Annotated in this window: 28 protein-coding genes, 1 pseudogene and 1 riboswitch; of the genes and pseudogenes, 16 read left to right on the top strand and 13 right to left on the bottom strand. The window is 69.9% G+C overall.

All coding sequences use genetic code 11. The features are described from left to right. Positions 1-6: 6 nt before the first annotated feature. Positions 7-363 carry a hypothetical protein gene (locus IEZ21_RS25025; protein ID WP_189324134.1) on the bottom strand — a complete coding sequence of 119 codons (357 nt, stop codon included), beginning with the start codon at positions 361-363 and terminating at the stop codon, positions 7-9. An 11-nt stretch (positions 364-374) separates the two neighbouring features. Continuing rightward, positions 375-1,130, bottom strand: a complete 756-nt coding sequence (locus IEZ21_RS25020; RefSeq protein ID WP_189324133.1) for a LytR/AlgR family response regulator transcription factor — start codon at positions 1,128-1,130, stop codon at positions 375-377. Between the two features lie 114 nt (positions 1,131-1,244). On the opposite strand from IEZ21_RS25020, the gene IEZ21_RS25015 reads away from it, so the two are divergent. From IEZ21_RS25015 to IEZ21_RS24995, 5 genes are all read left to right on the top strand, one after another. Beyond that, positions 1,245-1,739: an Lrp/AsnC family transcriptional regulator gene (locus IEZ21_RS25015; RefSeq protein WP_033325001.1), complete on the top strand. Its 495-nt coding sequence runs from the start codon at positions 1,245-1,247 to the stop codon at positions 1,737-1,739. A 163-nt stretch (positions 1,740-1,902) separates the two neighbouring features. After that, a complete protein-coding gene (ddaH, locus tag IEZ21_RS25010) occupies positions 1,903-2,733 on the top strand; it encodes a dimethylargininase (RefSeq protein WP_189324132.1) in 831 nt (276 codons plus the stop codon). Continuing rightward, a complete protein-coding gene (gene rocD, locus IEZ21_RS25005; RefSeq protein WP_189324131.1) occupies positions 2,730-3,956 on the top strand; it encodes an ornithine--oxo-acid transaminase in 1,227 nt (408 codons plus the stop codon). The genes ddaH and rocD overlap by 4 nt, the downstream gene beginning before the upstream one ends. Before the next feature lie 112 nt (positions 3,957-4,068). Continuing rightward, on the top strand, positions 4,069-4,893 hold the full coding sequence (locus tag IEZ21_RS25000; RefSeq protein ID WP_189324130.1) for an SAM-dependent methyltransferase: 825 nt from the start codon (positions 4,069-4,071) through the stop codon (positions 4,891-4,893). Between the two features lie 139 nt (positions 4,894-5,032). Further along, complete coding sequence (locus IEZ21_RS24995) at positions 5,033-5,761, top strand: lysophospholipid acyltransferase family protein (RefSeq protein ID WP_033324996.1); 729 nt, start codon at positions 5,033-5,035, stop codon at positions 5,759-5,761. Positions 5,762-5,831: 70 nt separating this feature from the next. Here IEZ21_RS24995 and IEZ21_RS24990 read toward each other — a convergent pair whose 3' ends face one another. The 8 genes from IEZ21_RS24990 to IEZ21_RS24955 all read right to left on the bottom strand — a co-directional run bounded on the left by IEZ21_RS24990 (position 5,832) and on the right by IEZ21_RS24955 (position 13,280). Continuing rightward, positions 5,832-7,421, bottom strand: a complete 1,590-nt coding sequence (locus tag IEZ21_RS24990) for an alpha/beta hydrolase (protein ID WP_189324207.1) — start codon at positions 7,419-7,421, stop codon at positions 5,832-5,834. A 141-nt stretch (positions 7,422-7,562) separates the two neighbouring features. Then, positions 7,563-8,342: an urease accessory protein UreD gene (locus tag IEZ21_RS24985; RefSeq protein WP_189324129.1), complete on the bottom strand. Its 780-nt coding sequence runs from the start codon at positions 8,340-8,342 to the stop codon at positions 7,563-7,565. Beyond that, positions 8,339-9,013, bottom strand: a complete 675-nt coding sequence (ureG, locus tag IEZ21_RS24980) for an urease accessory protein UreG (protein WP_189324128.1) — start codon at positions 9,011-9,013, stop codon at positions 8,339-8,341. The genes IEZ21_RS24985 and ureG overlap by 4 nt, the downstream gene beginning before the upstream one ends. A 469-nt stretch (positions 9,014-9,482) precedes the next feature. Further along, a complete protein-coding gene (locus tag IEZ21_RS24975) occupies positions 9,483-10,157 on the bottom strand; it encodes an urease accessory protein UreF (protein ID WP_189324127.1) in 675 nt (224 codons plus the stop codon). 12 nt (positions 10,158-10,169) lie between these two features. Continuing rightward, a complete protein-coding gene (locus IEZ21_RS24970; protein ID WP_189324126.1) occupies positions 10,170-11,891 on the bottom strand; it encodes an urease subunit alpha in 1,722 nt (573 codons plus the stop codon). Then, positions 11,884-12,195 carry an urease subunit beta gene (locus IEZ21_RS24965; protein ID WP_165344489.1) on the bottom strand — a complete coding sequence of 104 codons (312 nt, stop codon included), beginning with the start codon at positions 12,193-12,195 and terminating at the stop codon, positions 11,884-11,886. The genes IEZ21_RS24970 and IEZ21_RS24965 overlap by 8 nt, the downstream gene beginning before the upstream one ends. 16 nt (positions 12,196-12,211) lie before the next feature. Beyond that, positions 12,212-12,514 (bottom strand): urease subunit gamma, encoded by a 303-nt coding sequence (locus IEZ21_RS24960; RefSeq protein WP_033325080.1) that lies wholly within the window; start codon positions 12,512-12,514, stop codon positions 12,212-12,214. Positions 12,515-12,650: 136 nt separating this feature from the next. Continuing rightward, complete coding sequence (locus tag IEZ21_RS24955; protein WP_189324125.1) at positions 12,651-13,280, bottom strand: TetR/AcrR family transcriptional regulator; 630 nt, start codon at positions 13,278-13,280, stop codon at positions 12,651-12,653. Between the two features lie 202 nt (positions 13,281-13,482). On the opposite strand from IEZ21_RS24955, the gene IEZ21_RS24950 reads away from it, so the two are divergent. Beyond that, positions 13,483-14,445, top strand: a complete 963-nt coding sequence (locus IEZ21_RS24950; protein ID WP_189324206.1) for an ABC transporter permease — start codon at positions 13,483-13,485, stop codon at positions 14,443-14,445. A gap of 113 nt (positions 14,446-14,558) precedes the next feature. Here IEZ21_RS24950 and IEZ21_RS24945 read toward each other — a convergent pair whose 3' ends face one another. Further along, positions 14,559-14,837 carry a type II toxin-antitoxin system Phd/YefM family antitoxin gene (locus IEZ21_RS24945; protein WP_033324984.1) on the bottom strand — a complete coding sequence of 93 codons (279 nt, stop codon included), beginning with the start codon at positions 14,835-14,837 and terminating at the stop codon, positions 14,559-14,561. A gap of 69 nt (positions 14,838-14,906) precedes the next feature. On the opposite strand from IEZ21_RS24945, the gene IEZ21_RS24940 reads away from it, so the two are divergent. From IEZ21_RS24940 to IEZ21_RS24925, 4 genes are all read left to right on the top strand, one after another. Then, complete coding sequence (locus tag IEZ21_RS24940; protein WP_189324124.1) at positions 14,907-15,542, top strand: ATP-dependent Clp protease proteolytic subunit; 636 nt, start codon at positions 14,907-14,909, stop codon at positions 15,540-15,542. A gap of 7 nt (positions 15,543-15,549) precedes the next feature. After that, positions 15,550-15,861 carry a hypothetical protein gene (locus tag IEZ21_RS24935; protein WP_189324123.1) on the top strand — a complete coding sequence of 104 codons (312 nt, stop codon included), beginning with the start codon at positions 15,550-15,552 and terminating at the stop codon, positions 15,859-15,861. A gap of 366 nt (positions 15,862-16,227) precedes the next feature. Beyond that, a riboswitch (cyclic di-AMP (ydaO/yuaA leader) is annotated at positions 16,228-16,394 on the top strand. A gap of 3 nt (positions 16,395-16,397) precedes the next feature. Further along, positions 16,398-16,871, top strand: a complete 474-nt coding sequence (locus IEZ21_RS24930; protein ID WP_189324122.1) for a C40 family peptidase — start codon at positions 16,398-16,400, stop codon at positions 16,869-16,871. A 77-nt stretch (positions 16,872-16,948) separates the two neighbouring features. Further along, positions 16,949-17,503, top strand: coding sequence for a DUF6328 family protein (locus IEZ21_RS24925; protein WP_189324121.1), 555 nt, complete (start codon positions 16,949-16,951; stop codon positions 17,501-17,503). 206 nt (positions 17,504-17,709) lie between these two features. On the opposite strand, the gene IEZ21_RS24920 is transcribed toward IEZ21_RS24925, so the two are convergent. After that, the gene (locus IEZ21_RS24920; RefSeq protein WP_189324120.1) at positions 17,710-18,153 is read right to left on the bottom strand and encodes an ATP-binding protein; all 444 of its coding nucleotides are present in this window, start codon (positions 18,151-18,153) and stop codon (positions 17,710-17,712) included. A 286-nt stretch (positions 18,154-18,439) separates the two neighbouring features. On the opposite strand from IEZ21_RS24920, the gene IEZ21_RS24915 reads away from it, so the two are divergent. Continuing rightward, positions 18,440-19,297: a helix-turn-helix domain-containing protein gene (locus IEZ21_RS24915; protein WP_189324119.1), complete on the top strand. Its 858-nt coding sequence runs from the start codon at positions 18,440-18,442 to the stop codon at positions 19,295-19,297. Positions 19,298-19,306: 9 nt separating this feature from the next. Then, on the top strand, positions 19,307-19,534 hold the full coding sequence (locus IEZ21_RS24910) for a DUF397 domain-containing protein (RefSeq protein ID WP_189324118.1): 228 nt from the start codon (positions 19,307-19,309) through the stop codon (positions 19,532-19,534). On the opposite strand, the gene IEZ21_RS24905 is transcribed toward IEZ21_RS24910, so the two are convergent. Further along, a complete protein-coding gene (locus tag IEZ21_RS24905; RefSeq protein ID WP_189324117.1) occupies positions 19,515-20,651 on the bottom strand; it encodes an 8-amino-7-oxononanoate synthase in 1,137 nt (378 codons plus the stop codon). The genes IEZ21_RS24910 and IEZ21_RS24905 overlap by 20 nt on opposite strands. Positions 20,652-20,850: 199 nt before the next feature. Here IEZ21_RS24905 and bioB point away from each other — a divergent pair, with 199 nt between their 5' ends. The 4 genes and pseudogenes from bioB to IEZ21_RS47810 form a co-directional block, all read left to right on the top strand. Further along, on the top strand, positions 20,851-21,981 hold the full coding sequence (gene bioB / locus IEZ21_RS24900; RefSeq protein WP_189324116.1) for a biotin synthase BioB: 1,131 nt from the start codon (positions 20,851-20,853) through the stop codon (positions 21,979-21,981). Then, positions 21,974-23,263, top strand: coding sequence for an adenosylmethionine--8-amino-7-oxononanoate transaminase (locus tag IEZ21_RS24895; protein ID WP_189324115.1), 1,290 nt, complete (start codon positions 21,974-21,976; stop codon positions 23,261-23,263). Before bioB ends, IEZ21_RS24895 begins: the two co-directional genes overlap by 8 nt. A gap of 26 nt (positions 23,264-23,289) precedes the next feature. Further along, a complete protein-coding gene (bioD, locus tag IEZ21_RS24890) occupies positions 23,290-24,009 on the top strand; it encodes a dethiobiotin synthase (protein WP_189324114.1) in 720 nt (239 codons plus the stop codon). A 252-nt stretch (positions 24,010-24,261) separates the two neighbouring features. Then, positions 24,262-25,276: pseudogene (locus IEZ21_RS47810) on the top strand (ATP-binding cassette domain-containing protein); the annotation flags it as partial.

Below are 25,276 nucleotides of genomic sequence, written 5' to 3'. Positions count from 1 at the left end.
TACGGCTCAACGGTCCTCGACGAGGCGGACGAAGTCCCTCTCGTTGCGGTCGGCCCGGCGTACGTACCAGCGGGCGAGCAGGACCAGCGGCGGGTAGACGCAGAAGCCGAGGACGAGCCATTCGAGGTTCGTGCTGTCGTTCATGAAGGTGAACACCAGCGGCAGCGGTCCCACGAGCAGCACGAGTACGGCGAACACCGTGAGCGCGGCGCGCAGCTGGCTGCGGATGAGCGAGCGGACGTAGGTGTGGCCGAGAGTCGTCTGCTCGTCGATCTCGGTGCGGGGGCGGTAGCCGCTCAGCCTGCGGGTGCGGCGGGGTGGCCCCGTGACGACCACGCGGCGATCGGCCGGATCCTGTGCCACGGGAGGCCTCCTCAGCTCGCTGTCCGGCGCATCAACAGCTCGCGCAGTTCGCGGGCGTGCCGGCGGCTGACCTGCAGTTCGACGGGGCCGACCAGGACGCTCACGGTACCCGCGTCAAGCCGGAGCTCGCTGATGTGGCCGAGGGCGACGAGATGGCGCCGGTGGATGCGGACGAAGCCGCGCGAGCGCCAGCGTTCCTCCAGCGTGGACAGCGGGATACGCACCAGATGGCTGCCTTGCTCGGTGTGCAGCCGCGCGTAGTCGCCCTGGGCCTCGACATGCGTGATGTCCTCGACGGCAACGAAACGGGTGACCCCGCCCAGCTCGACCGGGATGTGGTCCGGGTCGGGCTCGTGCACGGGGATCAGCGGAGCCGCCTCCTTCAGCTCGGCGGCCCGGCGGACGGCCTCGGCCAGCCGTTCCCGGCGTACCGGCTTCAGGACGTAGTCGACGGCCTTGAGGTCGAAGGCCTGCACCGCGAAGCCCTCGTGGGCGGTGACGAACACGACGAGCGGGGGTTTGGCGAGGCCGGCGAGCAGCCGCGCCATGTCCAGTCCGTCGAGCCCGGGCATCTGGATGTCGAGGAAGATCACGTCGATCGCGTCCTCGCCGTCGGGGCCGCACTCCAGAGCACGGTTGATCCGGCGCAGCGCCTCGGTCGCGTCGCTCGCGCCCTCGACGCTCTTCACGCGTGGATCGGCCTGGAGCAGATAGAGCAGTTCTTCGAGGGACGGCGGTTCGTCGTCGACGGCGAGGGCGCGCAGCATGAGGCTGGAGTCTAGGAGCAATCCGGACGTCTGCACATTGTGCGAGACGGGCCTGTGACCTCTGGGCCTGCGGAGCCGTGGGGTGTGGCCGTCACCGCTGGATACAGTGCGCGCATGAGCCCCAAGTCCGCGCCGTTCGACGAGCTCGACCGCAAGATCGTCACGGCCCTGATGGCGAACGCCCGCACGAGCTTCGCCGTGATCGGCGAGGCGGTCGGCCTGTCGGCCACCGCGGTCAAGCGCCGTGTCGACCGGATGCGCGAGACGGGTGTGGTCACCGGGTTCACGGCCACGGTGAAGCCGGACGCGCTCGGCTGGCGTACGGAGGCGTACGTGGAGGTGTACTGCGAGGGCGCCGCCCCGCCGCGGCGGCTCGCGGAGGTGGTGCGCAACCATCCGGAGATCACCGCCGCGATGACGGTGACCGGGGGCGCGGACGCGCTGCTGCATGTACGGGCCCGGGACGTGGACCACTTCGAGGAGGTGCTCGAGCGAATCCGTACGGAGCCGTTCATCCGCAAGACGATCAGTTACATGGTGCTCTCGCATCTGCTCCCGGAGAGCCCGGAGGCGGGCGCGAACCAGCCCGCACCGGCCCCGGAGGAGTGAGCGGCCCAGGTCGCGCACCGATCGTGCGCCGAATATCCTCAATACGCAGCGTTCCTGCGCCGACGCGCAATTGTCGGTGCTTGTCGCCCCTCTCCCCCACTTCCTACCGTTGACTCACCGCCAGTTGTCACCTCGTCACCGCAGGAAGCGGAGGAACCCCTCTGTGCCCATCAGCCGTGTGTCGCGCCCGAAGCACTTTCTGGTCTGCGAACCCAGACACTTCGCCGTGCAGTACGCCATCAACCCCTGGATGCATGAGGACGCACAGGTCGACGTCGATCTGGCCCGCGGCCAGTGGGCGGAGCTGATCCGCGCCTACCGTGCCCACGGCCACACCGTCGACAGCGTCGAGCCGGTCGCCGGTCTCCCGGACATGGTCTTCGCGGCGAACTCCGCGCTGGTCGTCCAGGGCCGCGTCTTCGGCTCGCTCTTCCACGCGCCGCAGCGGCGGCCCGAATCGACCGCGTACGAAACCTGGTTCAAGAACGCGGGCTTCGACGTCCAGCACCCCGAGTCGGTGTGCGAGGGCGAGGGCGATCTCGTCCCGGTGGGCCCGTACATCCTGGCCGGCACCGGCTTTCGTACGACGCCCGAGGCGCACCGCGAGGTGCAGGAGTTCTTCGGCGTCCCCACGATCGGCCTGCAGCTGGTGGACCCGTACTTCTACCACATGGACACCGCACTGTTCGTCCTCGACGACGGACGCGACGGGCCCGAGGCCAACATCGCGTACTACCCCGAGGCCTTCTCTCCTGGAAGCCGCGAGGTGCTCGGGCGGCTGTTCCCGGACGCGGTGATCGCCACGCGCCAGGACGCGATGGCGTTCGGGCTCAACTCCGTCTCGGACGGCCGCCATGTCTTCATCTCGCCCCGCGCCGAGGCCCTCTCCGACCAGCTGACCCGCCATGGCTACGTTCCCGTCCCCGTCGACCTGTCGGAGCTCCACAAGGCCGGCGGCGGCATCAAGTGCTGCACTCAGGAGATCCGTTCATGACCGCTCCCGCGCGTACGCGTACCTCCGCAGACCTGATCCGCGCCGAGGAGCCCGTCCTCGCGCACAACTACCACCCGCTGCCCGTGGTCGTCGCACGCGCCGAGGGCGTCTGGGTCGAGGACGTCGAGGGCCGCCGCTACCTCGACATGCTGGCCGGCTACTCGGCCCTCAACTTCGGCCACCGCCACCCGGCGCTGATCGAGGCCGCGCACCGCCAGCTCGACCAGTTGACGCTCACCTCGCGCGCCTTCCACAACGACAAGCTCGCCGAATTCGCCGAGTCCCTGGCGGAGTTGACCGGCCTGGACATGGTGCTGCCGATGAACACGGGCGCCGAGGCCGTGGAGAGCGGCATCAAGGTCGCCCGCAAATGGGCGTACGAGGTGAAGGGCGTCCCCGCGGACCAGGCGACCATCGTGGTGGCCGCCGACAACTTCCACGGCCGTACGACCACCATCGTCAGCTTCTCCACCGACGAGAGCGCCCGCGCGGGCTTCGGGCCGTTCACGCCCGGCTTCCGCATCGTCCCGTACAACGATCTCGCCGCGCTCGAGGCGGCGGTCGACGAGACGACGGCGGCCGTCCTCATCGAGCCGATCCAGGGCGAGGCGGGCGTCGTCATCCCGGACGACGGCTACCTCACCGGCGTACGCGAACTGACCCGGCGGGCCGGGTGCCTGTTCATCGCGGACGAGATCCAGTCGGGCCTCGGGCGTACGGGCCGCACGCTGGCCGTCGAGCACGAGGCGGTCGTCCCGGACATGCTGCTGCTCGGCAAGGCGCTCGGCGGCGGCATCGTCCCCGTCTCCGCGGTCGTCGCGTCCCGCGAGGTGCTCGGGGTGCTGCGGCCCGGCGAGCACGGGTCGACGTTCGGCGGCAATCCGCTGGCCGCGGCGGTGGGTTCCGCGGTCGTCGAGCTGCTCGAGACCGGTGAGTTCCAGTGCAGGGCCACCGAGTTGGGTGTGACCCTGCGCGAGGGGCTGGCCGCCCTCGAGGGCAGGGGCGTACGCGGCTTCCGTGCGCGGGGGCTGTGGGCGGGCGTCGACGTCGACCCCGCCATCGGCACCGGACGGGAGATCAGCGAACGCCTCATGCGCGAGGGAATTCTCGTCAAGGACACCCACGGCTCGACGATTCGCCTCGCACCGCCGCTGACCATCACCGACGGGGAACTCCGTGCGGCTCTTGGGACACTGGAGAAGGTTCTGGCAGAAGGGGCCTGAGTGACTGGGGCCGGAACCAGGAACTGCTTTATCCTTTACGGTGATTGGTTCCGGCCAGGCGGGCTAGATTGTGCACTGTCCCAGTCAGTGATGAGCGAAAAGAGCCACAGGGATGTCCGAACTCTCGACACCAGGCACCCAGGGCACGATGCGGAATCCCAAGCTCAAGACCAATGTGTCGCACTCCGCGCGCATCTGGAACTACTGGCTGGGCGGCAGGGACAACTACCAGATCGATCAACAGGTCGGCGATCACATCCTGTCCTTCGTGCCGGAACTCTCCCGCTCGGCCATCGCGGACCGGCAGTTCCTGGCGCGCTCCGTGCGGTTTCTTGCCGGTGAGGCGGGAATCCAGCAGTTCTTGGACATCGGCACGGGCCTGCCGATCGTCGACAACACCCACGAAGTGGCCCAACGCGTCGACCCCGGCTGTCGGATCGTCTATGTGGACAACGACCCCATCGTGCTGAGCCACGCCCGCGCCCTGCTCACCAGCACGCCCGAGGGTGCCACCGACTACATCGACGCCGACGTCCACGCCCCCGACTCGATTCTCCAGGGCGCCGCCCGGACGCTGAACTTCAGCCGGCCCGTGGGGATCACGATGCTGGGCATCCTCAATTTCGTCATGGACAACGACGAGGCCCGCTCCATCGTGCGGCGGCTCATGGACGCCGTTCCCTCCGGCAGCCACCTGGTCGTCTCCCACCCGACCACGGAGGTCGACGGCCTGGCGATGGCTCAGGCGGTCCACTACTGGAACGCCCAGGGATCGGCGCCGATGACGCTGCGTACCCGCGAAGAACTCCTGGGCCTTTTCGACGGGCTGGATCTCCTCGAGCCGGGAGTCGTCTCCTGCCCGCGCTGGCGACCGGACTGCCCGCAGGAAGAGACCGTCGAGGTGACCCACTTCTGCGGAGTCGCCCGAAAGCCGTAGCGGACCCGGTTGACACTATGTCCCACCCGGTTAACACAGGCCCGCGCCTGCACATACACTGGCGTCTCTCCCGCGTACCTATTGACCTGCTAGAACACGGCGGTTGAGCCGATCCGGCGGAGTGAGGAGCGACAACCCCATGTTCTACTACGTGCTCAAGTACGTGATCCTGGGACCATTGCTGAGACTGGTCTTCCGTCCCAAGATCGAAGGGCTCGAGCACGTACCGGAGTCGGGCGCGGCCATTGTCGCCGGTAATCATCTGTCGTTCTCGGACCATTTCCTGATGCCCGCGATCCTCAAGCGGCGGATCACGTTCCTGGCGAAGGCGGAGTACTTCACGGGCCCCGGTATCAAGGGCCGTCTGACGGCCTACTTCTTCCGCAGCGCCGGGCAGATCCCGGTGGACCGCTCCGGCAAGGAAGCAGGTCAGGCGGCCATCCGCGAAGGGCTCGGCGTGCTGAGCAAGGACGAGCTCCTCGGCATCTACCCGGAGGGCACGCGCTCGCACGACGGCCGCCTCTACAAGGGAAAGGTCGGCGTCGCGGTCATGGCCCTCAAGGCCCAGGTCCCCGTCATTCCCTGCGCGATGATCGGCACCTTCGAGGCCCAGCCGCCCGGAAAGAAGATCCCGAACATCCACCCCGTGGTGATCCGCTTCGGCAAGCCCCTCGACTTCTCCCGCTACGCCGGCATGGAGAACGAGAAGGCGATCCTGCGCGCCATCACCGACGAGATCATGTACGCCATCCTCACCCTCTCCGAGCAGGAGTACGTCGACCAGTACGCGGCTGTCGTCAAGGCCGAGGAAGCCGAGAAGAAGGCGGCTGAGAAGGGGCGCAAGTTCCCGCGTATGCCGCTGAGTTGAGGCTGAGAACACGAGGAGGGGGCGGCCGGGGTTCCGACCGCCCCCTCCTCGTGTCTGTCGTGCTTACGAGCTACGGCGTGGGCGTGGCGTGCGGGGCGCACGTCACGTCGGCCGCGTCGACCTTGCCGGTGAGCAAGTAGGTGTCCACCCGCTCGTTGATGCACGGGTTGGCGAGCCCGGTGACGCCGTGCGAGCCCGCGTTCTTCTCGGTGATCAGACGGGAGCCCTTGAACCGCTTGTGCAGCTCGACGGCGCCCTCGTACGGAGTGGCCGCGTCCCGCGTGGCCTGCACGATCAGCACGGGCGGCAGGCCCTTGCCGGTCTTCACGTTCAGCGGGGTCTGCTGCTTGGCCGGCCAGGTGGCGCAGGGCAGGTTCAGCCAGGCGTTGGCCCACGTCATGAACGGGTACTTCTTGTGCAGCTCGGTGTTGTCGCGGTCCCACTTCTTCCAGCTGGTGGGCCACTTGGCGTCGGTGCACTCGACGGCGGTGTAGACGGCGTTGCCGTTCTCCGAGGCGGCGTTGCCCGCGGTGTCCGACAGGTCCGGAGCGGCGGCGTCGACGAGCGCCTGGGTGTCACCGGCGACGTACTTGCTCCACACCTGGGCGGTGGGCGCCCACGCGGAGTCGTAGTACGGAGCGCTCTGGAAGAAACCGACGAGCTCGGCAGGACCGACGAGTCCGCCGATCGGGTTCTTCTTGGCCGTGGCGCGCAACTTCAGCCACTGGGCCTGGACTTCGGCCCGTGTGTCGCCCAGGTGATAGGTCGCGTCGTTCTTGGCGACCCAGTCCTGCCAGTCCTTCCAGCGCATCTCGAAGGCGACGTCCTGGTCGAGGTTGGCCTCGTACCAGATCTTCTCGCGCGACGGGTTGACGACGCTGTCGGCGACCATGCGGCGCACATGCGTCGGGAACATCGTGCCGTAGACGGCGGCGATGTACGTGCCGTACGAGACGCCGAGGAAGTTGAGCTTCTTCTCGCCGAGGGCGGCCCGGATGACGTCCAGGTCGCGCGCGGTGTTGGGCGTCGTCATGTGCGGCAGCATCTCGCCGCTGCGCTCGGCACAGCCGGCCGCGTACTCGGCGGCGAGCTTGCGCTGGGCGCGCTTGTCGGCCTCGGAGTCCGGCACCGGATCCATCTTGGGCGCCTTCACGAACTCCTGGGGGTCGGCGCAGGAGATGGGCGCCGAGTGCCCGACACCACGCGGGTCGAAGCCCACGAAGTCGTACGCCTTCGCCGTGTTGACCCACAGCGGGGCCTTGGTGGTGACCCGGCGCGGGAAGCGCAGGCCCGAGCCACCGGGGCCGCCGGGGTTGTAGATGAGGGCACCCTGGCGCTCCGCCTTGGTGCCCGTGTTGCCGATGCGGTCGACGGCGAGCTTGATCTGCTTGCCGTTCGGCTTGGCGTAGTCGAGCGGCACCGTGACCCAGCCGCACTGGATGGGCTTCTCAAGTCCCCAGTCGGCCGGACAGTCCTGCCAGCTGACACCTGCCTTGGCGGCCCGTGCCGCGGCGATCGCGGTGCCGCGTGCCTCACGGTCCTGGCCGTGGCGGGTGTCCGCACTGGCGGACGGCGCCGCGACGGCCCCTGCTATCAGTGTCGCCGTGACGAACACTCCGGCCGAGCCGAGTGCTGCCGCCTTCTTCTTCGGCGGTCTCATACCCGTCAAGTGGGCCTCCCCGTACGTAGTTGTGGTCGTACGGGATCTTTCCGCCTGTGACCTCCCTGAGAACAGGGGTGACTTGGCTTCTTTGCCAATCCGATAACCGGTACATGCCTGCTCGTTGAGCGGATACGTCCGTTACTGGCCGGGTTTCTGACCGAGTGTGAGCAGGGCGTCGTCGAGGGTTCGGCGCAGTTGCAGTGCGTCCGGGGCGAGTGCGGTCACGAGGACGCCGGGGCCGGCGAGAGGGGTGAGCGCGGCGTACTCGCCCAGTAGCCGCAGGCCGGCCGGCACCTCGGCGAACTCCGGTCGTACGACGACGAGTTGCCCCACCGCGCGATGTCCCGCCAGCACTGCCGGACCGTCCCAGCCACCGGGTGCGCCGGGCCCGCAGGACAGTTCCTGGTCGAGCAGCGGACGCCCGCCGAGACGGACGGTGAGACGGCTGGTGAGACGGCCGGGCTCCTCGTTGGCACGCCCGAGCACCTGTTCCTCACGCAGCACCAGCCGGGCACCCGTCGCGAGGTCGACGCGTGTGGTGACGTACAGATCGCTGCCGTTCGCGGAGATCAACTGCTCGGGCAGCCAGCGCAGTTCGGCGTCCTGGTCGACGGTGAGGCGTACGTCGTAGCGCGCCTCGCCCTTGGCCTGCCCCGGCAGGGCGATGGTGGCGGCGGCCGACCCGATGTGCAGCTCGGCGCCCTCGGTGACCGCCGCCTCGACGGTGAAGTGGTCGCCGCCCAGCGGACCGCTCATCGCCCCGACGAGCATCACGCGCGCCTCGGAGCCGCTCGCCCGTACGCGACGCAGCGCGAGCGGACCCTCGCCGGCCAGGGTGGGCAACGCGGTGCCGCCCCGGCCGTCGGGGCGGGCGGCGATGCGCGCGGTGGCCCGTACCCCCGCTGCGCCGCCCGTCATGCCGACCACGCGGCGAGCTGCCCCCGCACCCAGTCGGCGACGTCCGCGACCCCGCTCTCGGCCCTCAAGGACTGGAAGACGACCGGCAGTTCGCCCCGCTGGGCTTTCGCGTCGGCGGCCATCCGGCCGAGGTCGGAGCCGACGAACGGCGCGAGATCCGTCTTGTTGACGACCAGCAGATCGGCAGTGGTGACACCGGGCCCGCCCTTGCGCGGAATGTCATCACCACCGGCCACGTCGATCACAAAGACCTGCGCATCGACAAGCCCCTTGGAGAAGGTCGCGGTGAGGTTGTCGCCCCCGGACTCGACGAGAATGAGATCCAGTGGCCCGACCTCGTCCTCCAGATCCTCGACGGCTTCGAGGTTCGCCGAGATGTCATCCCGGATCGCGGTGTGCGGGCACGCGCCCGTCTCGACGGCGGTGATCCGCTCGGGCGGCAACACGGCCTCGCGGAGGAGGAATTCGGCGTCTTCGCGGGTGTAGATGTCGTTGGTGACGACGGCAAGGGAGAGTTCGTCGCGCAGGGCTTGGCAGAGGGCGGCGACGGTGGCGGTCTTGCCGGAGCCTACGGGGCCGCCGAGTCCGATACGGAGGGCACGGCGGGCGCCGTCGGGGCGGTGCGCGTCGGCGCTTACGGCTCCGCCGTCGTGGGAGTGGTCGAGGTGCATGCGGGTTGCTCCTGTGGCTTTCGTGTCGGTCGGTGGTTGTTGTGCTGCCGCCGGGTCCGCGGCGGGGTTGTTTCGCCCCCGCCGCCCTTACCCTCCCCCACTCTCGGCTTCGCTCGAGCGGGGGGACCCCCACCATCCTCGGGGCTCCGCCCCGGATCCCCGCCAGGGGCGCTGCCCCTGGACCCCGCTGGGGCTGCGCCCCAGACCCCGCATCGGCCTGAACGGCCTCGTCCTCAAACGCCGGACGGGCTGGTTGTGCCTGGGGCCGGCTGCAAAGTTCCGCTTGGGTAGCGGAATCGCGGCTGCGGAATTCAGCCCAGGCCGCGGAAAATCAGCCCCTCCGGCGTTTGAGGAGCGGGGGTTCGGGGGCTGGCCCCCGAAACGGGGTCCGGGGCGAAGCCCCTGGGGATGGGACGGGTAAGGGCGGCGGGGGCGACTGCATCCATCAGCGGCTCCGCCGCGGGCCCTCCTACGACGCGAACAACCGAACCGCCCACGCGGCATGCACCTCCGCACTGATCTCCAGCAGCGGCGCGGAAGCCGCAGGCAGCGCGTCGACGCCCTCCTCCACGGCACACCGAGCCGCTTCGGCCGCCCGGTCGGCGACCCGGTCGAGGTCCGGGGCCAGGCGAGCCAACACCCCCGTGGCGTCGAAGGGGTCAAGACTCAGCAACCGCACCGTCGCGGAAGCAGCCCCACTCACACTCTCGTACGCGGAGCAGTACGCGGCATCCACCGCCCCAAGCCCCGCACTCCGAGCAGCCACCCCCAGCACAACCGGCTGATGAGCCCCCTTGGGAAACTCCCGCGCCAGCGCGTCGAGCTCGGCCGACGGCCACGTGGCCCGAGCCGCCCGCATCAACTGCCGCCCGAGCTTCCGCGCGGCGACCCGCAGCGCGACCGACGGCGTACGGGCGTCCGCGCCCGCGTCGAGCACCACCGGATCAACCCCGAGCGCCGCCGCCGCGGCCAACGAGGCCGACACCAGTCCCGCCGTGTTCAACCGTCCGCGGCAGAACTCCTCAAGACTCTCCGCCCCAGTGATCCGCCCGGCCTTGACGGCAGCCTCGGCCCCGCCGGAGTGCGCGTGCCCACCGGCGGGAAAGCGGCCATCGGCCAGAACGAGAAGCGCGGCTCGCGACATGGTGACGCGTCCTTAGAAGAGGAAGTACCGCTGAGCCATGGGCAGTTCAGCGGCGGGCGTGGCCTCGACGAGTTCCCCGTCGATGTGCACGGCGAAGCTGTCCGGATCGACCCGCACCTGGGGCCGCGCATCGTTCTCCCGCATGTCCGCCTTGGTCACCCCCCGCGTCGACTCGATCGCCACGAACCGCTTCCCGAGCCCGAGCCGCTCCGGCAGCCCGTCCTCGATCGCGAGCGGTGCCACGAAGTTGAAGGAGTTGGAAGCGGGCGCCCGCCCGATCGCCCCGAACATCGGCCGCGGCAGGATCGGCTGAGGCGTCGGAATGGACGCGTTGGCGTCGCCCATCTGCGCGTACGCGATCTGCCCGCCCTTGACGACAAGCTGCGGCTTGACCCCGAAGAAGGCAGGCTCCCACAGCACGAGGTCGGCGAGCTTGCCGGTCTCGACGGAGCCGATCTCGCGGGCGAGCCCCTGCGCGAGGGCCGGGTTGATCGTGTACTTGGCGACATAGCGACGTACGCGGTGATTGTCGGCGCGCCCGTCACCGGGCAGCGCGCCCCGCCGACGCTTCATCACATGCGCGGTCTGCCAGGTCCGCATGATGACCTCGCCCACCCGCCCCATGGCCTGGGCGTCGGACGAGATGATCGAGATGGCACCGAGGTCGTGCAGGATGTCCTCGGCCCCGATGGTGGAGGGCCGGATCCGGGACTCGGCGAACGCCAGGTCCTCGGGCACGGACGGGTTGAGGTGGTGACACACCATCAGCATGTCGAGGTGTTCCTCGGCGGTGTTGACGGTGTACGGCCGGGTCGGGTTGGTGGAGCTGGGCAGGACGTGCGGCTCGGAGACCACGGTCATGATGTCCGGCGCGTGGCCGCCACCCGCGCCCTCCGTGTGATACGCGTGGATGCCGCGCCCGGCGATCGCGGCGAGCGTGTCGGCCACGAAGCCCGCTTCGTTCAGGGTGTCCGTGTGGATCGCCACCTGGATGCCCGTCCGGTCGGCGACCGTCAGCGCGGCATCGATGGCGGCGGGCGTGGAGCCCCAGTCCTCGTGGATCTTCAGGCCCAGCGCGCCCCCTCGGATCTGCGAGAGCATCGCCTCGTGCGAGACGGTGTTGCCCTTGCCGAGCAGCCCGAAGTTGAGCGGGTACTCCTCCATCGCCTCCAGCATCCGCGCCAGATGCCAGGGACCGGGCGTGACGGTGGTGGCCTTCGAGCCCTCTGCCGGACCGGTGCCGCCGCCGACGAGGGTCGTGATGCCGGAGGCGAGCGCCTCGTCGGCGATCTGCGGGCAGATCAGGTGCACATGGGCGTCGATGGCACCGGCCGTCAGGATGCGGCCGTTGCCCGCGACGATCTCGGTCTCGGGACCGATCACCAGATCCGGGTGCACCCCGTCCATCGTGTCCGGGTTGCCCGCCTTGCCGATGCCGGTGATCCGGCCGTCGCGGATGCCGACGTCGGCCTTGACGATGCCCCAGTGGTCGATGATCACGGCACCGGTGATGACGGTGTCCGGGGTGCCGTCTGCGCGCGTAGCACGCGACTGGCCCATGGACTCGCGGATGACCTTGCCGCCGCCGAACACCGCCTCGTCACCGGCGAGTCCCGGCCCGCCGGAACGATCCTCTTCGATCTCGATCAGCAGATCGGTGTCGGCGAGCCTGATCCGGTCGCCGGTCGTGGGGCCGAACAGATCGGCGTACGCGGCACGCGAGAGCTCAGCCATCGAGGGCACCTCCGGTCTCACCGCGCAGTCCGGGCACCACGCGGGCGCCGGTGAGCGGAACGAGTTCGACGTCTACGGGGATTCCGGGCTCGAAGCGCACGGCGGTGCCGGCGGCGACGTTCAGCCGCTTGCCGCGCGCGGCGGCGCGGTCGAAGTCCAGGCCGGGGTTGGCCTCGGCGAAGTGGTAGTGGGAACCGACCTGGACGGGTCGGTCGGCGGCGTTGAGGACGGTGAGCCGGGTGACCTCGCGGCCTTCGTTGAAGGCGACGGGTCCGTCGGCGAACAGGAACTCTCCGGGAATCATGGTGGTCGCTCCCCCGTCAGACGATCGGGTCGTGGACGGTGACGAGCTTGGTGCCGTCCGGGAAGGTGGCCTCCACCTGGACGTCGTGGATCATCTCGGGGATGCCCTCCATGACGTCCTCGCGGGTGAGGATCTTGCGCCCGGAGTTCATGAGTTCGGCCACGGTACGGCCGTCACGCGCGCCTTCGAGGATGTGCGACGTGATGAGCGCGACGGCTTCGGGGTGGTTCAGTTTCAGTCCGCGGGCCCGGCGCTTCTCGGCCACGTCGGCGGCCACATGAATGAGCAGCCTCTCCTGCTCGTGCGGGGTCAGTTGCACGGCGTCCCACCTCACAGTCCTCGCTCCGGACCGTGCGGGGTCCGGTTTCCGCAGCCGCCGGGCAAAATCCCAGGTGGCGTGGAGGCGCAGGCTAATTGGGCGGCGTTTCAGCGACGTTAACCAGCCCTCGGCCGGCTCAGGTACGCGTGTCGGGGTTCCCCATGCTCATCAGGCCCCGCAGCCCCTCCTGCAACACCTCCACCGGCGCGGCGCCGAAGATCGCCATCTGCGCCACGAAGCCCTGGGCCGTCGCGATCATGGTCCGGGCGACGCTTTCGGCCGGTACGTCGTCCCGCATCATCCCCGCGTCCTGATAGCCCTGGACGACCTTCACCCAGGCCCCCCGCACGCTGCTGTAGCCCTCGTGGATCACGGCCGAGAGCTCTTCGTTGCGCAGAACCTCCGTCCAGACCTGGATGATCAGCCGGGGGAACACGGACTCCCCGTTGTGGACCATCCCGGACCTCCCTCCGAGGACTGAGCCCATGACGCGCCCCACCAGCTCGTCGGGCGGCGGGGGCGGGCTCTGCCGGGCGGCGGCCTCGAAGTGTTCGCGAATCTCCCCCAGCACCTCGGTGACGATCGCGCTGATCAGCTCGTCCTTGCCGCTGAAGTAGCGGTAGACGGCGCCCGCCGAGAGATCCACTTCCTTCAGCACGTCCTGCATGGAAGTGGCGTGGAAGCCGTTGCGGGCGAAGCAGAGGGCCGCGCCGTCGAGGATCTGACGGCGACGGGCGTCGAGGTGTTCCTGAGTTACGCGGGCCATGGGCAGGAACGTAAAACGAATATTCCTTCTTGACAAGCTCGCGGGGCCCGCAGGATGGTGGCATCGAACCTAAAACGAACGATCCTTCTTTTTGAGCGTCGAACTTCGAGCCGAGGGGAAACCCATGTCCGCCACCTCCGCTACCGCCCCCAGGACCACTTCACCGCCGCCGGCAGCACCCTCGCCGTCGCACGGCCGCCGTATGGTCGCCGTCGTCCTGCTGGTCCCCGTCCTGGTCGCCCTCGCACTGTGGGCGTTCGCCTGGCCCGCGGCCCGTACCGCGCCGCACGACCTGCCGCTCGGCGTGGCGGGTTCCGCCACCGCGACGGCCCAGGTGGAGCAGCGGCTCGAGGCGCGTGAGGGCGCCTTCGAGATCCACCGTTACGCCGACGAGAGCGCCGCCCGGGACGCCATCGAGGACCGGACCGTATACGGAGCGGTCGTCGCCACCGAGCGGGGGCCGAAGCTGCTCACCGCCTCGGCCGCGAGTCCGGTCGTCGCCCAGCTGCTCCAGCAGGCGGTGACCCAGCAGGCGGGCGGCACCCAGGTGCAGACCGTCGATGTGGTGCCGACCTCCGCGGACGACCCGCGCGGCGCGGCCCTGACGTCGAGCGTGCTGCCGATGGCGCTGGCCGGCATCGGTGCGGGAGCCGTCGTGACCCTGCTGGGACTGCGTGGCTGGCGTGCGGTCGGCGCGCTGGTCGGCGCGGCTGCCCTGGTCGGCGCGGTGGCCGCCGCGATCGCCGACAGCTGGTTGGGGGCGCTCACCGGGAACTGGTGGGCCGAGGCGGGCACTCTCGGGCTGTCGACGCTGGCCGTGAGCGCCGCCGTCGCGGGTCTCGCGGCCCTGTTCGGCACACCGGGCATCGGACTCGGAGCGTTCGTCATGATGCTGCTCGGCAACCCGTTCTCCGGCGCGAGCTCGGCCCCGGAGATGCTGCCGGAGCCGGTCGGCGTGATCGGCCAGTGGCTGCCGCCGGGGGCGGGCGCCTCGCTGCTGCGCTCGGTGTCGTTCTTCGACGGTGCCGCCGCGGCCGGCCCCGCGCTCACCCTGACCTGGTGGGCCGCGCTCGGCCTGGGCGCGGTCATGCTGGGCAGCGCGCTCCGGCGACGTAAGGCACCCGCCGAGCCGGTCGCCGAGCGGGAACCTGCCCGGGTCGGCTGACCAGCGCAACAGAACGGACCGTGCGCCCCCGCTGTAGCGGACGGGGGCGCACGGTCTTTCGCGTGCCTGAAGCTTTTGCGTGCCCGAAGTCCGGTACTCGAAGTGCCGTACGCCTACGAAGCGTTGGGCCCCCGGTGCTCCGCCGCGATGCCGAAGCGCTGCTGTTCGCGGGGAGCGGACGTGACCTCGCGGACGCTGGAGACGGCGCTGATCACCTGCTCCTCGGCCGGGTCCTGGAGGTCCTCGAGTCGTTCCAGGTCAGCGGCGGAGACAAGGGCGACGAGGGGCTTTCCGTGCCGCGTCACGACGACGCGCTCACCGCCGTACACCACTTTGTTGATCAGGTCGGCGAGCTCAGCCCTGGCTTGCGTCACCGGAATCTCATAGGCCATGCTCCCCATCGTAACGTCTGTACGTCCTGTACATTTTTTACAGGACATCATCCAGAGGAGGCGTGTGTCATGAACCGACCGTCCGCCCGCTACGTCCTGCCCCAGTTCACCGAACGCACCAGCGCGGGGCAGCGGACCATGGATCCGTACTCGAAGCTGCTGGAGGAGCGGATCGTCTTCCTGGGAACGCCGATCGACGACACGTCGGCGAACGACGTGATGGCGCAGTTCATGCACCTCGAGTACCAGTCGCCGGACCGGGACATCTCGCTGTACATCAACTCCCCCGGCGGCTCGTTCAGCGCGATGACCGCGATCTACGACACGATGCGGTTCATCACCTGTGAGGTGGAGACGGTCTGCATGGGGCAGGCGGGGGCGTCCGCGGCGGTGCTGCTGGCGGCCGGCGCGCCGGGCAAGCGGTCCGCGCTGCCTGGCGCGCGCGTGCTGATCCACCAGCCGGCGCTGCCCGAGCCGGTGCAGGGCCAGGCGTCCGATCTGGCCATCCAGGCCGAGGAGTTGATGCGTACGCGTCGGCTCCTTGAGGAGATGCTCGCCCGGCACTCCGGCCAGAGCCAGGAGCGGATCAGCGAGGACATCGAGCGGGACAAGATCCTGGAAGCACCGCAGGCACTGGAGTACGGGCTGATCGACCGCATCATCCCGAGCCGCAAGACCTCGCTCGCCACACCCGGCGCGAGGTGAACGGCGGATGCTCCCACCCGAATTGCCCCCGCTGCCGGCGCTGACCCGGGCGGAGGGCGAACTGATCGACCGTTACCTGGAGGTGCTCGATCTCCTCGGCCGGATCAATCCGGCGAACCGTGGCGACACCTACGGCGGACTGCGCGCGGCACAGGCACTGGTCGCCAAGGCCGCCGCGCTGCGCGACGCGCTGACCCTGATGCACCAGCGGGGCGAGCACGAGCTGCACGCACCGACCCTGACGCGGGCGCTGCGGGTGCTCGACGGTGAACGCCGGGCGGCCCGCGTCACCCTGCCGCCGGGACCCTCCGGCATCTGACGCACCAACCGGTCCCGGCGCCTCGCGGGCAACTGACGGGGCGTCCGGACAAGGTTGAAACGGGCCGAATGACGTACCCCTGAACGGCGTAGACAGAGCTACTTTCAAAGACCCGAACGACTTGCGCAACGCGCGTACTCCAACACCGGAATCGGACATTCCGGCGCTGGTGCGAGGCTCCTCGACCCCTCAACTCTCGTTCGAAAGCAGGCCCGTCCACCCGAACGGCTGAGGGGTGAGTAAGCCCACAAACCGCCGATTCCGTTCGGACTTTTCGACGTTCGTGCGTAAAGATCCCTTCCGACGACAAGCCCCCGCCACAGCGGCGGGGCGGTCCGGGCGGACGCCGAGTCCTGCCGCCGCCCGGATGACGGGTCGACAGAAGTGGATCGGCAGGAGTGGAGGACCCAGGCACGACGGGCCGCCGGAGAACTTCCGAGTGGTCCTTGGGGTGAAGCCGCACACCGCGGCCGGGCAACTTCGCCAGCCCGAATCCGACAGGTCATCCTTCACAGGCGGCTGACGAAGGGTTGCGCATGTCTGCGCTCAATCGTGTCCCGTCGCTGTTGACCAGGGCCGGTACCGCATCGGCTCTCACCGTCGCCGTTGTCGGCGGCAGTGTTGTGGCCCCCGGCGTCGCAGCTGACGCCGAAGCAGTCACCCCAGCGAAGAAGGCGCTTCAGGTGGTGGCCTCCAAGAAGGGCTCCCCGTACAAGTGGGGAGCCGAGGGGCCCAGGCGCTTCGACTGCTCCGGGCTGACGCTCTACGCGTTCAAGAAGGCGGGGAAGAAGCTGCCCCGTACGGCCGCGCAGCAGTACAACAAGACGCGCCATATCTCGGCTTCGAGCCGCAAGCAGGGAGACCTGGTGTTCTTCCACTCGGGCCGGAACGTCTACCACGTCGGCGTCTACGCCGGGAAGGGACGGATCTGGCACGCCCCGAAGACCGGGGACGTGGTGAAGCTGCAGAAGATCTGGACGAAGAGCGTCTGGTACGGCCGGGTCAGGTGACACGCCTGGGGTGGCGGCGGTCATCGCCGCCACCCCACGGGCGTGATTCGGGCGGCTGACGGGTTACTCATTCATCCATGGCCGACCAACCGTCCAGAGACCGCGAGCCCGACGAGCGACGTCCAGGCGCCGAGCGTCCGGGCGCCGAAAGGCCGCTCGAGCGACGCGAGACGCCGCTCGAGCGCGCCGACCGCAACTTCATCGAACTGCTCCAGGAACTGAGGGTCACCCAGACGGGCGTGCAGATCCTCTTCGCGTTCCTGCTCAGCCTCGCGTTCACCCCGCGCTTCCCGGACCTCGACTCGGTGCAGCGCGCCATGTACATCACGACGCTGCTGCTCGCCGTGCTGTCCTCCGTACTCCTCACGGCACCGGCCGCCCTGCACCGTCGGCTGTTCCAGCAGGGCGCCAAGCCGCAGATCGTGGCGGTCTCCTCGCATCTCGCCCAGATCGGGATGGGCGTGCTGGCGTTCGCGCTCACAGGCTCGGTCCTGCTGGTCGTGGATGTGACGGCGGGCCGGCTGGAAGGGATCCTGTCCGGCGCGGCCACCATGGTGATCTGCCTCGGCCTGTGGGGGCTCGTGCCGTTCTTGATGAAACGGGCCGGCGGCAGGAGCCCGGACGATTCCTGAGCCCTGCCGGCCGGCTCTCCGACTCAGGCCGACAGCGGTTCGAGCACGAGCCCCAGTCCCAGCGCCGTCAGTGCGGTTCCGGTGACGGCCTCGATGACCCGGCCGGTACGAACTGCGGCAGCAGGCGCCCGCGGCCGACGCCTTCCGTGCTCTGCTGCGCGGCGCCTTCGGCCGCGCGTCCCCACCGGGCTGACGGTCGGCGGCCCTCAGTCGGCAGGCACCGGCTGGACCGGAGCCGTCCAAGGCAGCATGACCGAGACCGTCTTGCCGCCCTCGCGGGTGGGCCGGACCGTCAGCTTCCCGCCGCACTCGGCGGTGAGGAAGCGGATGATCACCATCCCCCGGCCGTTGTCCTGCTGGACGGCCGCGGGAAGCCGTTTCGGGAAGCGTGGGTGGCTGTCGGTCACGCCGATGCACAGCTGTTCGTCACGGTCGAGAGCGAGGTCCACCGTGAAGGTGGGCGACTGCCCGAGGGTGTGCTGCACGACGTTGGTGGCGAGCTCGGAGACGATGAGCCGGACGGTGTCGGCGACTTCCGTGTCCGGCGGAAGGCCCCATTCGGCAAGAACGTCGACGACGTAGGTACGAGCGGTGGAGACCGAGGCGGGATCGCTCGGCAGAGTGACGGATGCTTCCAGGTGGTCTGCCATGGCGCGGTCGTCCCTTTCCCACGGGACCGGAGTCCGACACGGAGCGGAGGTTCGAGTACGGTCCCGGACTGGTGCTGCGCGCCAGACTGCCACTACCGCGCCGGTCTCGGTGCCGATCCACCGAGATATGCATATATCTGTCCCTCGAAGCGGTGAACTCTCCGACGACCGACCGTATTTGGGTGAGGCTCAGGGTGGTCATTCGGACGGGTGACCGGGTCGTCTTCTGCCGTCGCCGTGACGCCCGACGCTATAGCGTCGGCGCGACGGTCGGAAGGAGACGACCATGCAACATGGACCCGCGGTACACCGCCGCAAGCTCGGCGCCGAGCTGCGCGCCCTGCGCACCCGCGCGGGCCTCACGAGCGGTGAGGCCGCCCGGCGTGTCGGCTGGCACCAGTCGAAGGTGAGCCGGATCGAGACCGGCCGCAGCGGGGTCAGGCCTGCGGACGTACGGCGACTCCTCGACGCGTACGACGTCCGGGACCCGGAGTTGCTGGAGTTGCTCGTCGTGCTCGCGGGCTCCGACGGCGACGGCCGGCACCGCTGGTGGAATGCCTACCGGGGTCTGCTGCCGCCCACGTACCGCGACTTCATCAGCCTGGAGTCGCAGGCGAGCGCGATGCGCACCCTGGAGAACTCAGTGGTCCCCGGGCTGTTGCAGACACCGGAGTACGCCCGCGAGGTGACGCGGGCCGCCCTGGACGGGCTGCCGGACGACAAGGTCGACGCGCTCGTGGAGGTGCGCCTCGCCCGCCAGGACGTGCTGCGCTCGAAAACGCCGCTGCGGCTGAGCGCGGTCCTGGACGAGGGGGTGCTGCGGCGGTCGGTCGGCGGACCGGGGGTGATGGCACGGCAGTTGAGGTGTCTGCGGGACGCCGCCCGACTGCCTCATGTGCGAATCCAGGTGCTGCCGTTCGGAGTGGGGGCCCATGTCGGGGTGACCGGGCCCTTCGTTATGTTTTCATTTTCGACCACTTCTGATCTGGATGTGGTTGTTCTCGACCACTTGACGAATAGCCTCTATCTCGAAAGGGAAGAGGACCTTCAGGCCTACACCGAGGCCTTCAACTCCCTTCAGGTCCACGCCCTTTCGCCCAAGGAATCGTTGGATTTCATCGCCGGGTTGGCTGACGGCGAGTAAGGAGGCACCATGCCCACCCCCCTGCCTCGGTACGTACCTTCCAGCACCCGTCTGCACGGAGTGCGGTGGCAGCGCAGCAGTCGCAGCACGGGAATGAACAACTGCGTCGAGACGGCCCGTCCGGCCTCCGGTCCCTGGGCCGGACTTCTCGCGGTGCGCGACTCGAAGAACACCTCGGGTCCCGCCCTGCTCTTCGCCCCCTCGGCCTGGGAGGGCTTTATCGACGCGCTGCGCTGATCACCCGTACGGCATGGTCGAGTTGCCCGTCGGTGAGGTCCGCACGGGCGGTGAGCCGCAGCCGTGAGATGCCGTCCGGCACCGACGGGGGACGGAAGCAGCCGACGGCCAGTCCCGCCTCGCGGCAGCCCGCCGCCCAGCGCACGGCCTGCTCCGGCGAGGGTGCGCGCACGGAGACGACGGCGGCGTCCGGCCGTACCGCTTCGAGGCCTTCGGCCGTCAGCCGGGTGTGGAGCTGCGTCGCCACGGCACGCGCGCGTGCCGCTCGTTCCGGTTCCCGGCGCAGCAGGCGCAGGGCCGCGAGGGCGGCGCCCGCGGCGGCCGGGGCCAGACCGGTGTCGAAGATGAAGGTGCGGGCCGCGTTGACCAGATGGTCGATCACGCGGGCCGGGCCGAGGACGGCGCCGCCCTGGCTACCGAACGACTTCGACAGCGTGACGGTGGTGACGACGTCGCCCGCGCCCGCGAGCCCGGCCGCGTGCGGTGCGCCCCGGCCGCCGTCGCCGAGCACGCCGAGCCCGTGCGCGTCGTCGACGACCAGACCGGCACCGAACTCCCGGCAGGCACCGGCGAGTTCGGCGAGCGGGGCCGCGTCGCCGTCCACCGAGAAGACAGTGTCGGACACGACGACGGCGGGTCCGGAGTGGGTGCCGAGCGCCTTGCGTACGGCTTCGGGGTCGGCGTGTGCGACGACCTGCGTGGTGCCGCGCGCGAGACGGCAACCGTCGATCAGCGAGGCGTGGTTGCCCGCGTCCGACACGACGAGGGAGCCGTGCGGCGCCAGCGCGGTGACGGCCGCGAGGTTGGCGGCGTAACCCGAGGAGAAGACGAGCGCGGACTCGAAGCCGCAGAACTCGGCCAGCTCACGCTCGAGTTCGGCGTGCAGCTCCGTGGAGCCGGTGACGAGCCGGGAGCCGGTGGCGCCGCCGCCCCACCTCTTCGCGGCGTGCGCGGCGGCCTCGGTGATCTCGGGGTGCCGGGCCAGGCCCAGGTAGTCGTTGCTCGCGAGATCGAGCAGCGGGGAGTCCGCGGGGCGGGGGCGCAGGGTGCGGACGAGTCCGGCCCGGCGCCGCGTACGCGCCTGTTCGTCGATCCATGCGAACGGCGATCCGGCCATGTGTCCTCCGGGCCTTGAAGCTCTTGCGTGCGGGTGCCTCGTACAGGCAGCGCTTGGCAGGCGTTGCTTTGTAGGCAGTCCACAGACCCTAGCCGCCCGGCCCGCCACCCATGATGTGGAAAAAACCACACCTCGAACTGACTGTGTTGTACGAACTCTCCTTGGCCCGGCCCCCTCGGATAGGCCAGGATCTGACCCCATGGACCTGCTGAACACGCTGGTGGACAAGGGGCTTCGGCGCGAACTGCCGACCCGCGACGAGGCACTGGCCGTGCTGGCCACCTCCGACGACGAACTCCTCGATGTGGTGGCCGCGGCCGGCAAGGTACGGCGGCAGTGGTTCGGCCGACGGGTGAAACTCAACTATCTGGTCAACCTCAAGTCGGGCCTGTGCCCCGAGGACTGCTCCTACTGCTCCCAACGCCTCGGCTCCAAGGCGGAGATCCTCAAGTACACCTGGCTCAAGCCCGACCAGGCCTCCGAGGCGGCGGCTGCCGGGCTCGCGGGCGGCGCCAAGCGGGTCTGTCTGGTGGCGAGCGGGCGCGGGCCGACGGACCGTGACGTCGACCGGGTCTCGGACACCATCAAGGCGATCAAGGACCAGAACGAGGGCGTCGAGGTGTGCGCCTGCCTCGGTCTGCTCTCCGACGGCCAGGCCGAGCGGCTGCGCGCGGCGGGCGCGGACGCCTACAACCACAACCTCAACACGTCCGAGAGTACGTACGGGGACATCACGACCACCCACACGTACGCCGACCGCGTGGACACGGTCCAGAAGGCGCACGCGGCGGGCCTGTCCGCCTGCTCCGGTCTGATCGCGGGCATGGGCGAGAGCGACGAGGATCTGGTCGACGTCGTCTACGCGCTGCGTGAGCTGGACGCGGACTCCGTGCCGGTGAACTTCCTGATCCCCTTCGAGGGCACCCCGCTGGCCAAGGAGTGGCATCTCACCCCGCAGCGCTGTCTGCGCATCCTCGCGATGGTCCGCTTCGTCTGCCCGGACGTGGAGGTGCGCATCGCGGGCGGCCGCGAGGTCCATCTCCGTACGATGCAGCCGCTCGCGCTGCACCTCGCCAACTCGATCTTCCTCGGCGACTATCTCACCAGCGAGGGCCAGGCGGGCCGGGCGGACCTGGACATGATCGCGGACGCCGGCTTCGAGGTGGAGGGCACGGACGAGGTCACGCTGCCGGAGCACCGGGCGTCCGGCGGGTGCGGCTCGCGGGGCGCCTGCGGTTCCGCCGAGTCGGACGCGGTCCCCGAGGCGCGTACGGATCTGGTCGCCGTACGCCGCCGGGGTGCCGGAACGGATCTCGCACCCAATGCCTGACCTGCCCGTGAGCGAGCTGCTAGACCTCGACCGGCGACACGTATGGCATCCGTACGGGCCGATGCCCGGCCGGCAGGAACCGCTCGTCGTGGAGTCGGCGAGCGGGGTGCGGTTGACGCTGCGATCGACCGGTGGAGCCGAGGACGAAGTCGTCGACGGCATGTCCTCCTGGTGGTCCGCCATCCACGGCTACAACCACCCCGTGCTCAACGAAGCGGTGCGCGAGCAGCTCGGGCGGATGAGCCACGTCATGTTCGGCGGGCTCACGCACGAGCCCGCCGTCCGACTGGCGAAGCGTCTTGTCGACATGTCACCCGAGGGCCTGGAGCATGTCTTCCTCGCCGACTCCGGCTCGGTCTCGGTCGAGGTCGCGGTCAAGATGTGCCTGCAGTACTGGCGTTCGCTCGGCCGCCCGGCCAAGCAGCGCCTGCTGACCTGGCGCGGCGGCTATCACGGCGACACCTGGCAGCCGATGTCGGTGTGCGATCCCGAGGGCGGGATGCACGAGCTGTGGCAGGGGGTGCTGCCCCGGCAGGTGTTCACGGATCCGCCTCCGGTCGCGTACGAGGAGTCGTACGCCGACCATCTGCGCTCGCTGATCGAGCGCCACGCCGACGAACTGGCCGCGGTGATCGTGGAGCCGGTGGTGCAGGGCGCGGGCGGGATGCGGTTCCACTCCCCCGGGTATCTGCGGGTGCTGCGCGAGACGTGCGACGCGTACGGCGTGCTGCTCGTGTTCGACGAGATCGCGACCGGGTTCGGGCGTACGGGTGCGCTGTTCGCGGCGGACCATGCGGGGGTGACGCCGGATGTGATGTGCGTGGGCAAGGCTCTGACCGGCGGCTATATGACGATGGCGGCGACCTTGTGTACGTCGCGGGTCGCCGAGGGGATCTCGCGGGGCGAGGTGCCGGTGCTCGCCCATGGCCCGACCTTCATGGGCAATCCGCTCGCCGCCGCGGTGGCCTGTGCCTCCATCGACCTGCTCCTCGGCCAGGACTGGCAGACGGAGATCAAGCGCATCGAGACGGGGCTGCGGGAAGGGCTGGCACCGGCTTCGGAGCTTCCGGGAGTGCGGGACGTACGCGTGCTCGGTGCCATCGGTGTCGTGCAGTTGGATCATGCCATCGACATGACGGCGGCGACGCGGGCGGCGGTGCGCGAGGGCGTGTGGCTGCGGCCGTTCCGCGACCTCGTCTACACGATGCCGCCGTACGTGACGGGCGACGAGGACGTGGAGCGGATCGCGCGCGCGGTGTGCGCGGCGGCGCGGGAAGGGTGAGCAGGGAGCGTGAGCGGGGAGATGCCATGCCGGTACTGGTGATCACGGGGACGGGCACGGAGGTCGGCAAGACGATCACGACCGCGGCCGTCGCGGCGGCTGCCGTCGCCGCCGGGCGGTCCGTGGCCGTGCTCAAGCCCGCGCAGACGGGCGTACGGCCGGACGAGCGCGGCGACGCCGACGAGGCGGCCCGGCTCGCGGGCCCGGTGACCACGCTTGAACTCGCCCGTTATCCCGAGCCGTTGGCGCCCGCGACGGCTGCCCGCAGAGCGGGGCTCCCGCCGGTGCGGCCGTCCGAAGTGGCGGAGGCGGCGGGCAAGCTGGCCGCCGAACACGAGGTCGTGCTGGTCGAGGGGGCGGGCGGGCTGCTCGTACGTTTCGACGACGCGGGCGGCACGCTGGCGGACGTGGCCCGACTGCTGGACGCATCTGTGCTGGTGGTGGCCTCCGCCGGTCTCGGCACCCTCAACACGACGGAACTGACCGCCCGCGAACTGCGCGCCCGGCAGCTGGACTTGCTGGGCGTCGTGGTGGGCAGCTGGCCGAACGAGCCGGATCTCGCGTCGCGTTGCAACCTCGCGGATCTGCCGGTGGTGGCGAAGGCTCCGCTGCTGGGGGCGGTTCCCGAGGGGGTGGGGCTGCTGCGGCCCGCCGACTTCCGTGCCGCCGCGCCGAGTTGGCTGGCCCGGCCGCTGGGCGGGACGTGGGATGCGGAGGAGTTCGCAGTGGCGCAGGCGGCGAAGTAGGCCGCCGAACAGCAGCTCCGTACGGGCGCGTTCGAAGCCTTGGGTGCCGCCGGCGTGTGGGTGCGGATGCCGGACGGTGGGCGCGGGCGGGTGGTGCGGATCACAAGCTTCGCGAGGCACATGAGTGGAGACGATACGCATCGTCTTGCTACAGTGCTCGCATGGTTTTCTTCTACTTTCTCTGAGTCCGGGCACGGCCGACGCCGCCGTTTCTGCTGCCCGTAGACATTTCGCATCCCCAGGGAAAGTCACATGCGCGAACGCGCCCATACAGCTGTGCCCGCCGCCGTGGCACAGCTGTCCGTCAAGAACGTCACCAAGTCCTACGGCACTCGGACCGTCCTCGACCAGGTCACCTTCACCATCCGCCCGGGTGAGAAGGCCGCCGTCATCGGCGAGAACGGCTCCGGCAAGTCGACCCTGCTGCGGCTCCTTGCCGCGGCCGAGATGCCGGACGCCGGGGAGATCACCGTCGGCTTCCCCGGCGGCATCGGCCATCTCACCCAGACCCTCGACCTCGACCCGGTCTGCACCGTGCAGGACACCGTCGACCTCGCCCTCACCGAACTGCGCGACATGGAGCGCCGACTGCGCGCGGCGGAAGAACACCTCGGCGAGGCCTCGGAGGACGAACTCGCCGCATACGGCGAGCTGTTGATCGCGTACGAGGATCGCGGCGGATACGAGGCGGACGCCCGCGTGGATGCCGCCATGCACGGGCTCGGGCTCGCCGGGATCACCCGCGACCGCGTGCTCGGCTCGCTCTCCGGCGGCGAACAGTCGCGGCTCGCGCTCGCCTGTGTGCTGGCCGCCGCCCCCGAGCTGCTGCTCCTCGACGAGCCGACGAACCACCTGGACGCGGCGGCCGTGCGCTGGCTCGAGGAGCATCTGCGCGCGCACCGCGGCACCGTCGTCGCGGTCACCCACGACCGCGGCTTCCTGGAGCGCATCGCCACCACGATCCTGGAGGTGGACCGGGATGCGCGCACGGTGCACCGGTATGGCGACGGCTGGACCGGCTACCGCGCCGCGAAGGCCGCCGCCCGGCGCCGCGCGGAGCAGGAGTACGCGGACTGGCTCGAGGAGGTGGCCCGTACCGAGGAGCTGCTCGAGGCCGCCGGGAAGCGGCTGGCCACCACCGGCAAGGACCCGCGGCAGGGCTTCGGCAAGCACCGCCGCTCGCACGAGGCGAAGCTCGGCGGACAGGTGCGGGCGGCCCGGGAGCGGCTGGCCCACCTGCGGCGCAACCCGGTGGCGCCGCCGCCGG

It is taken from the genome of Streptomyces flaveus (genome assembly GCF_014647675.1).
GTDB lineage: Bacteria > Actinomycetota > Actinomycetes > Streptomycetales > Streptomycetaceae > Streptomyces > Streptomyces flaveus.
This window is presented reverse-complemented; position numbering and strand designations above follow the sequence as displayed.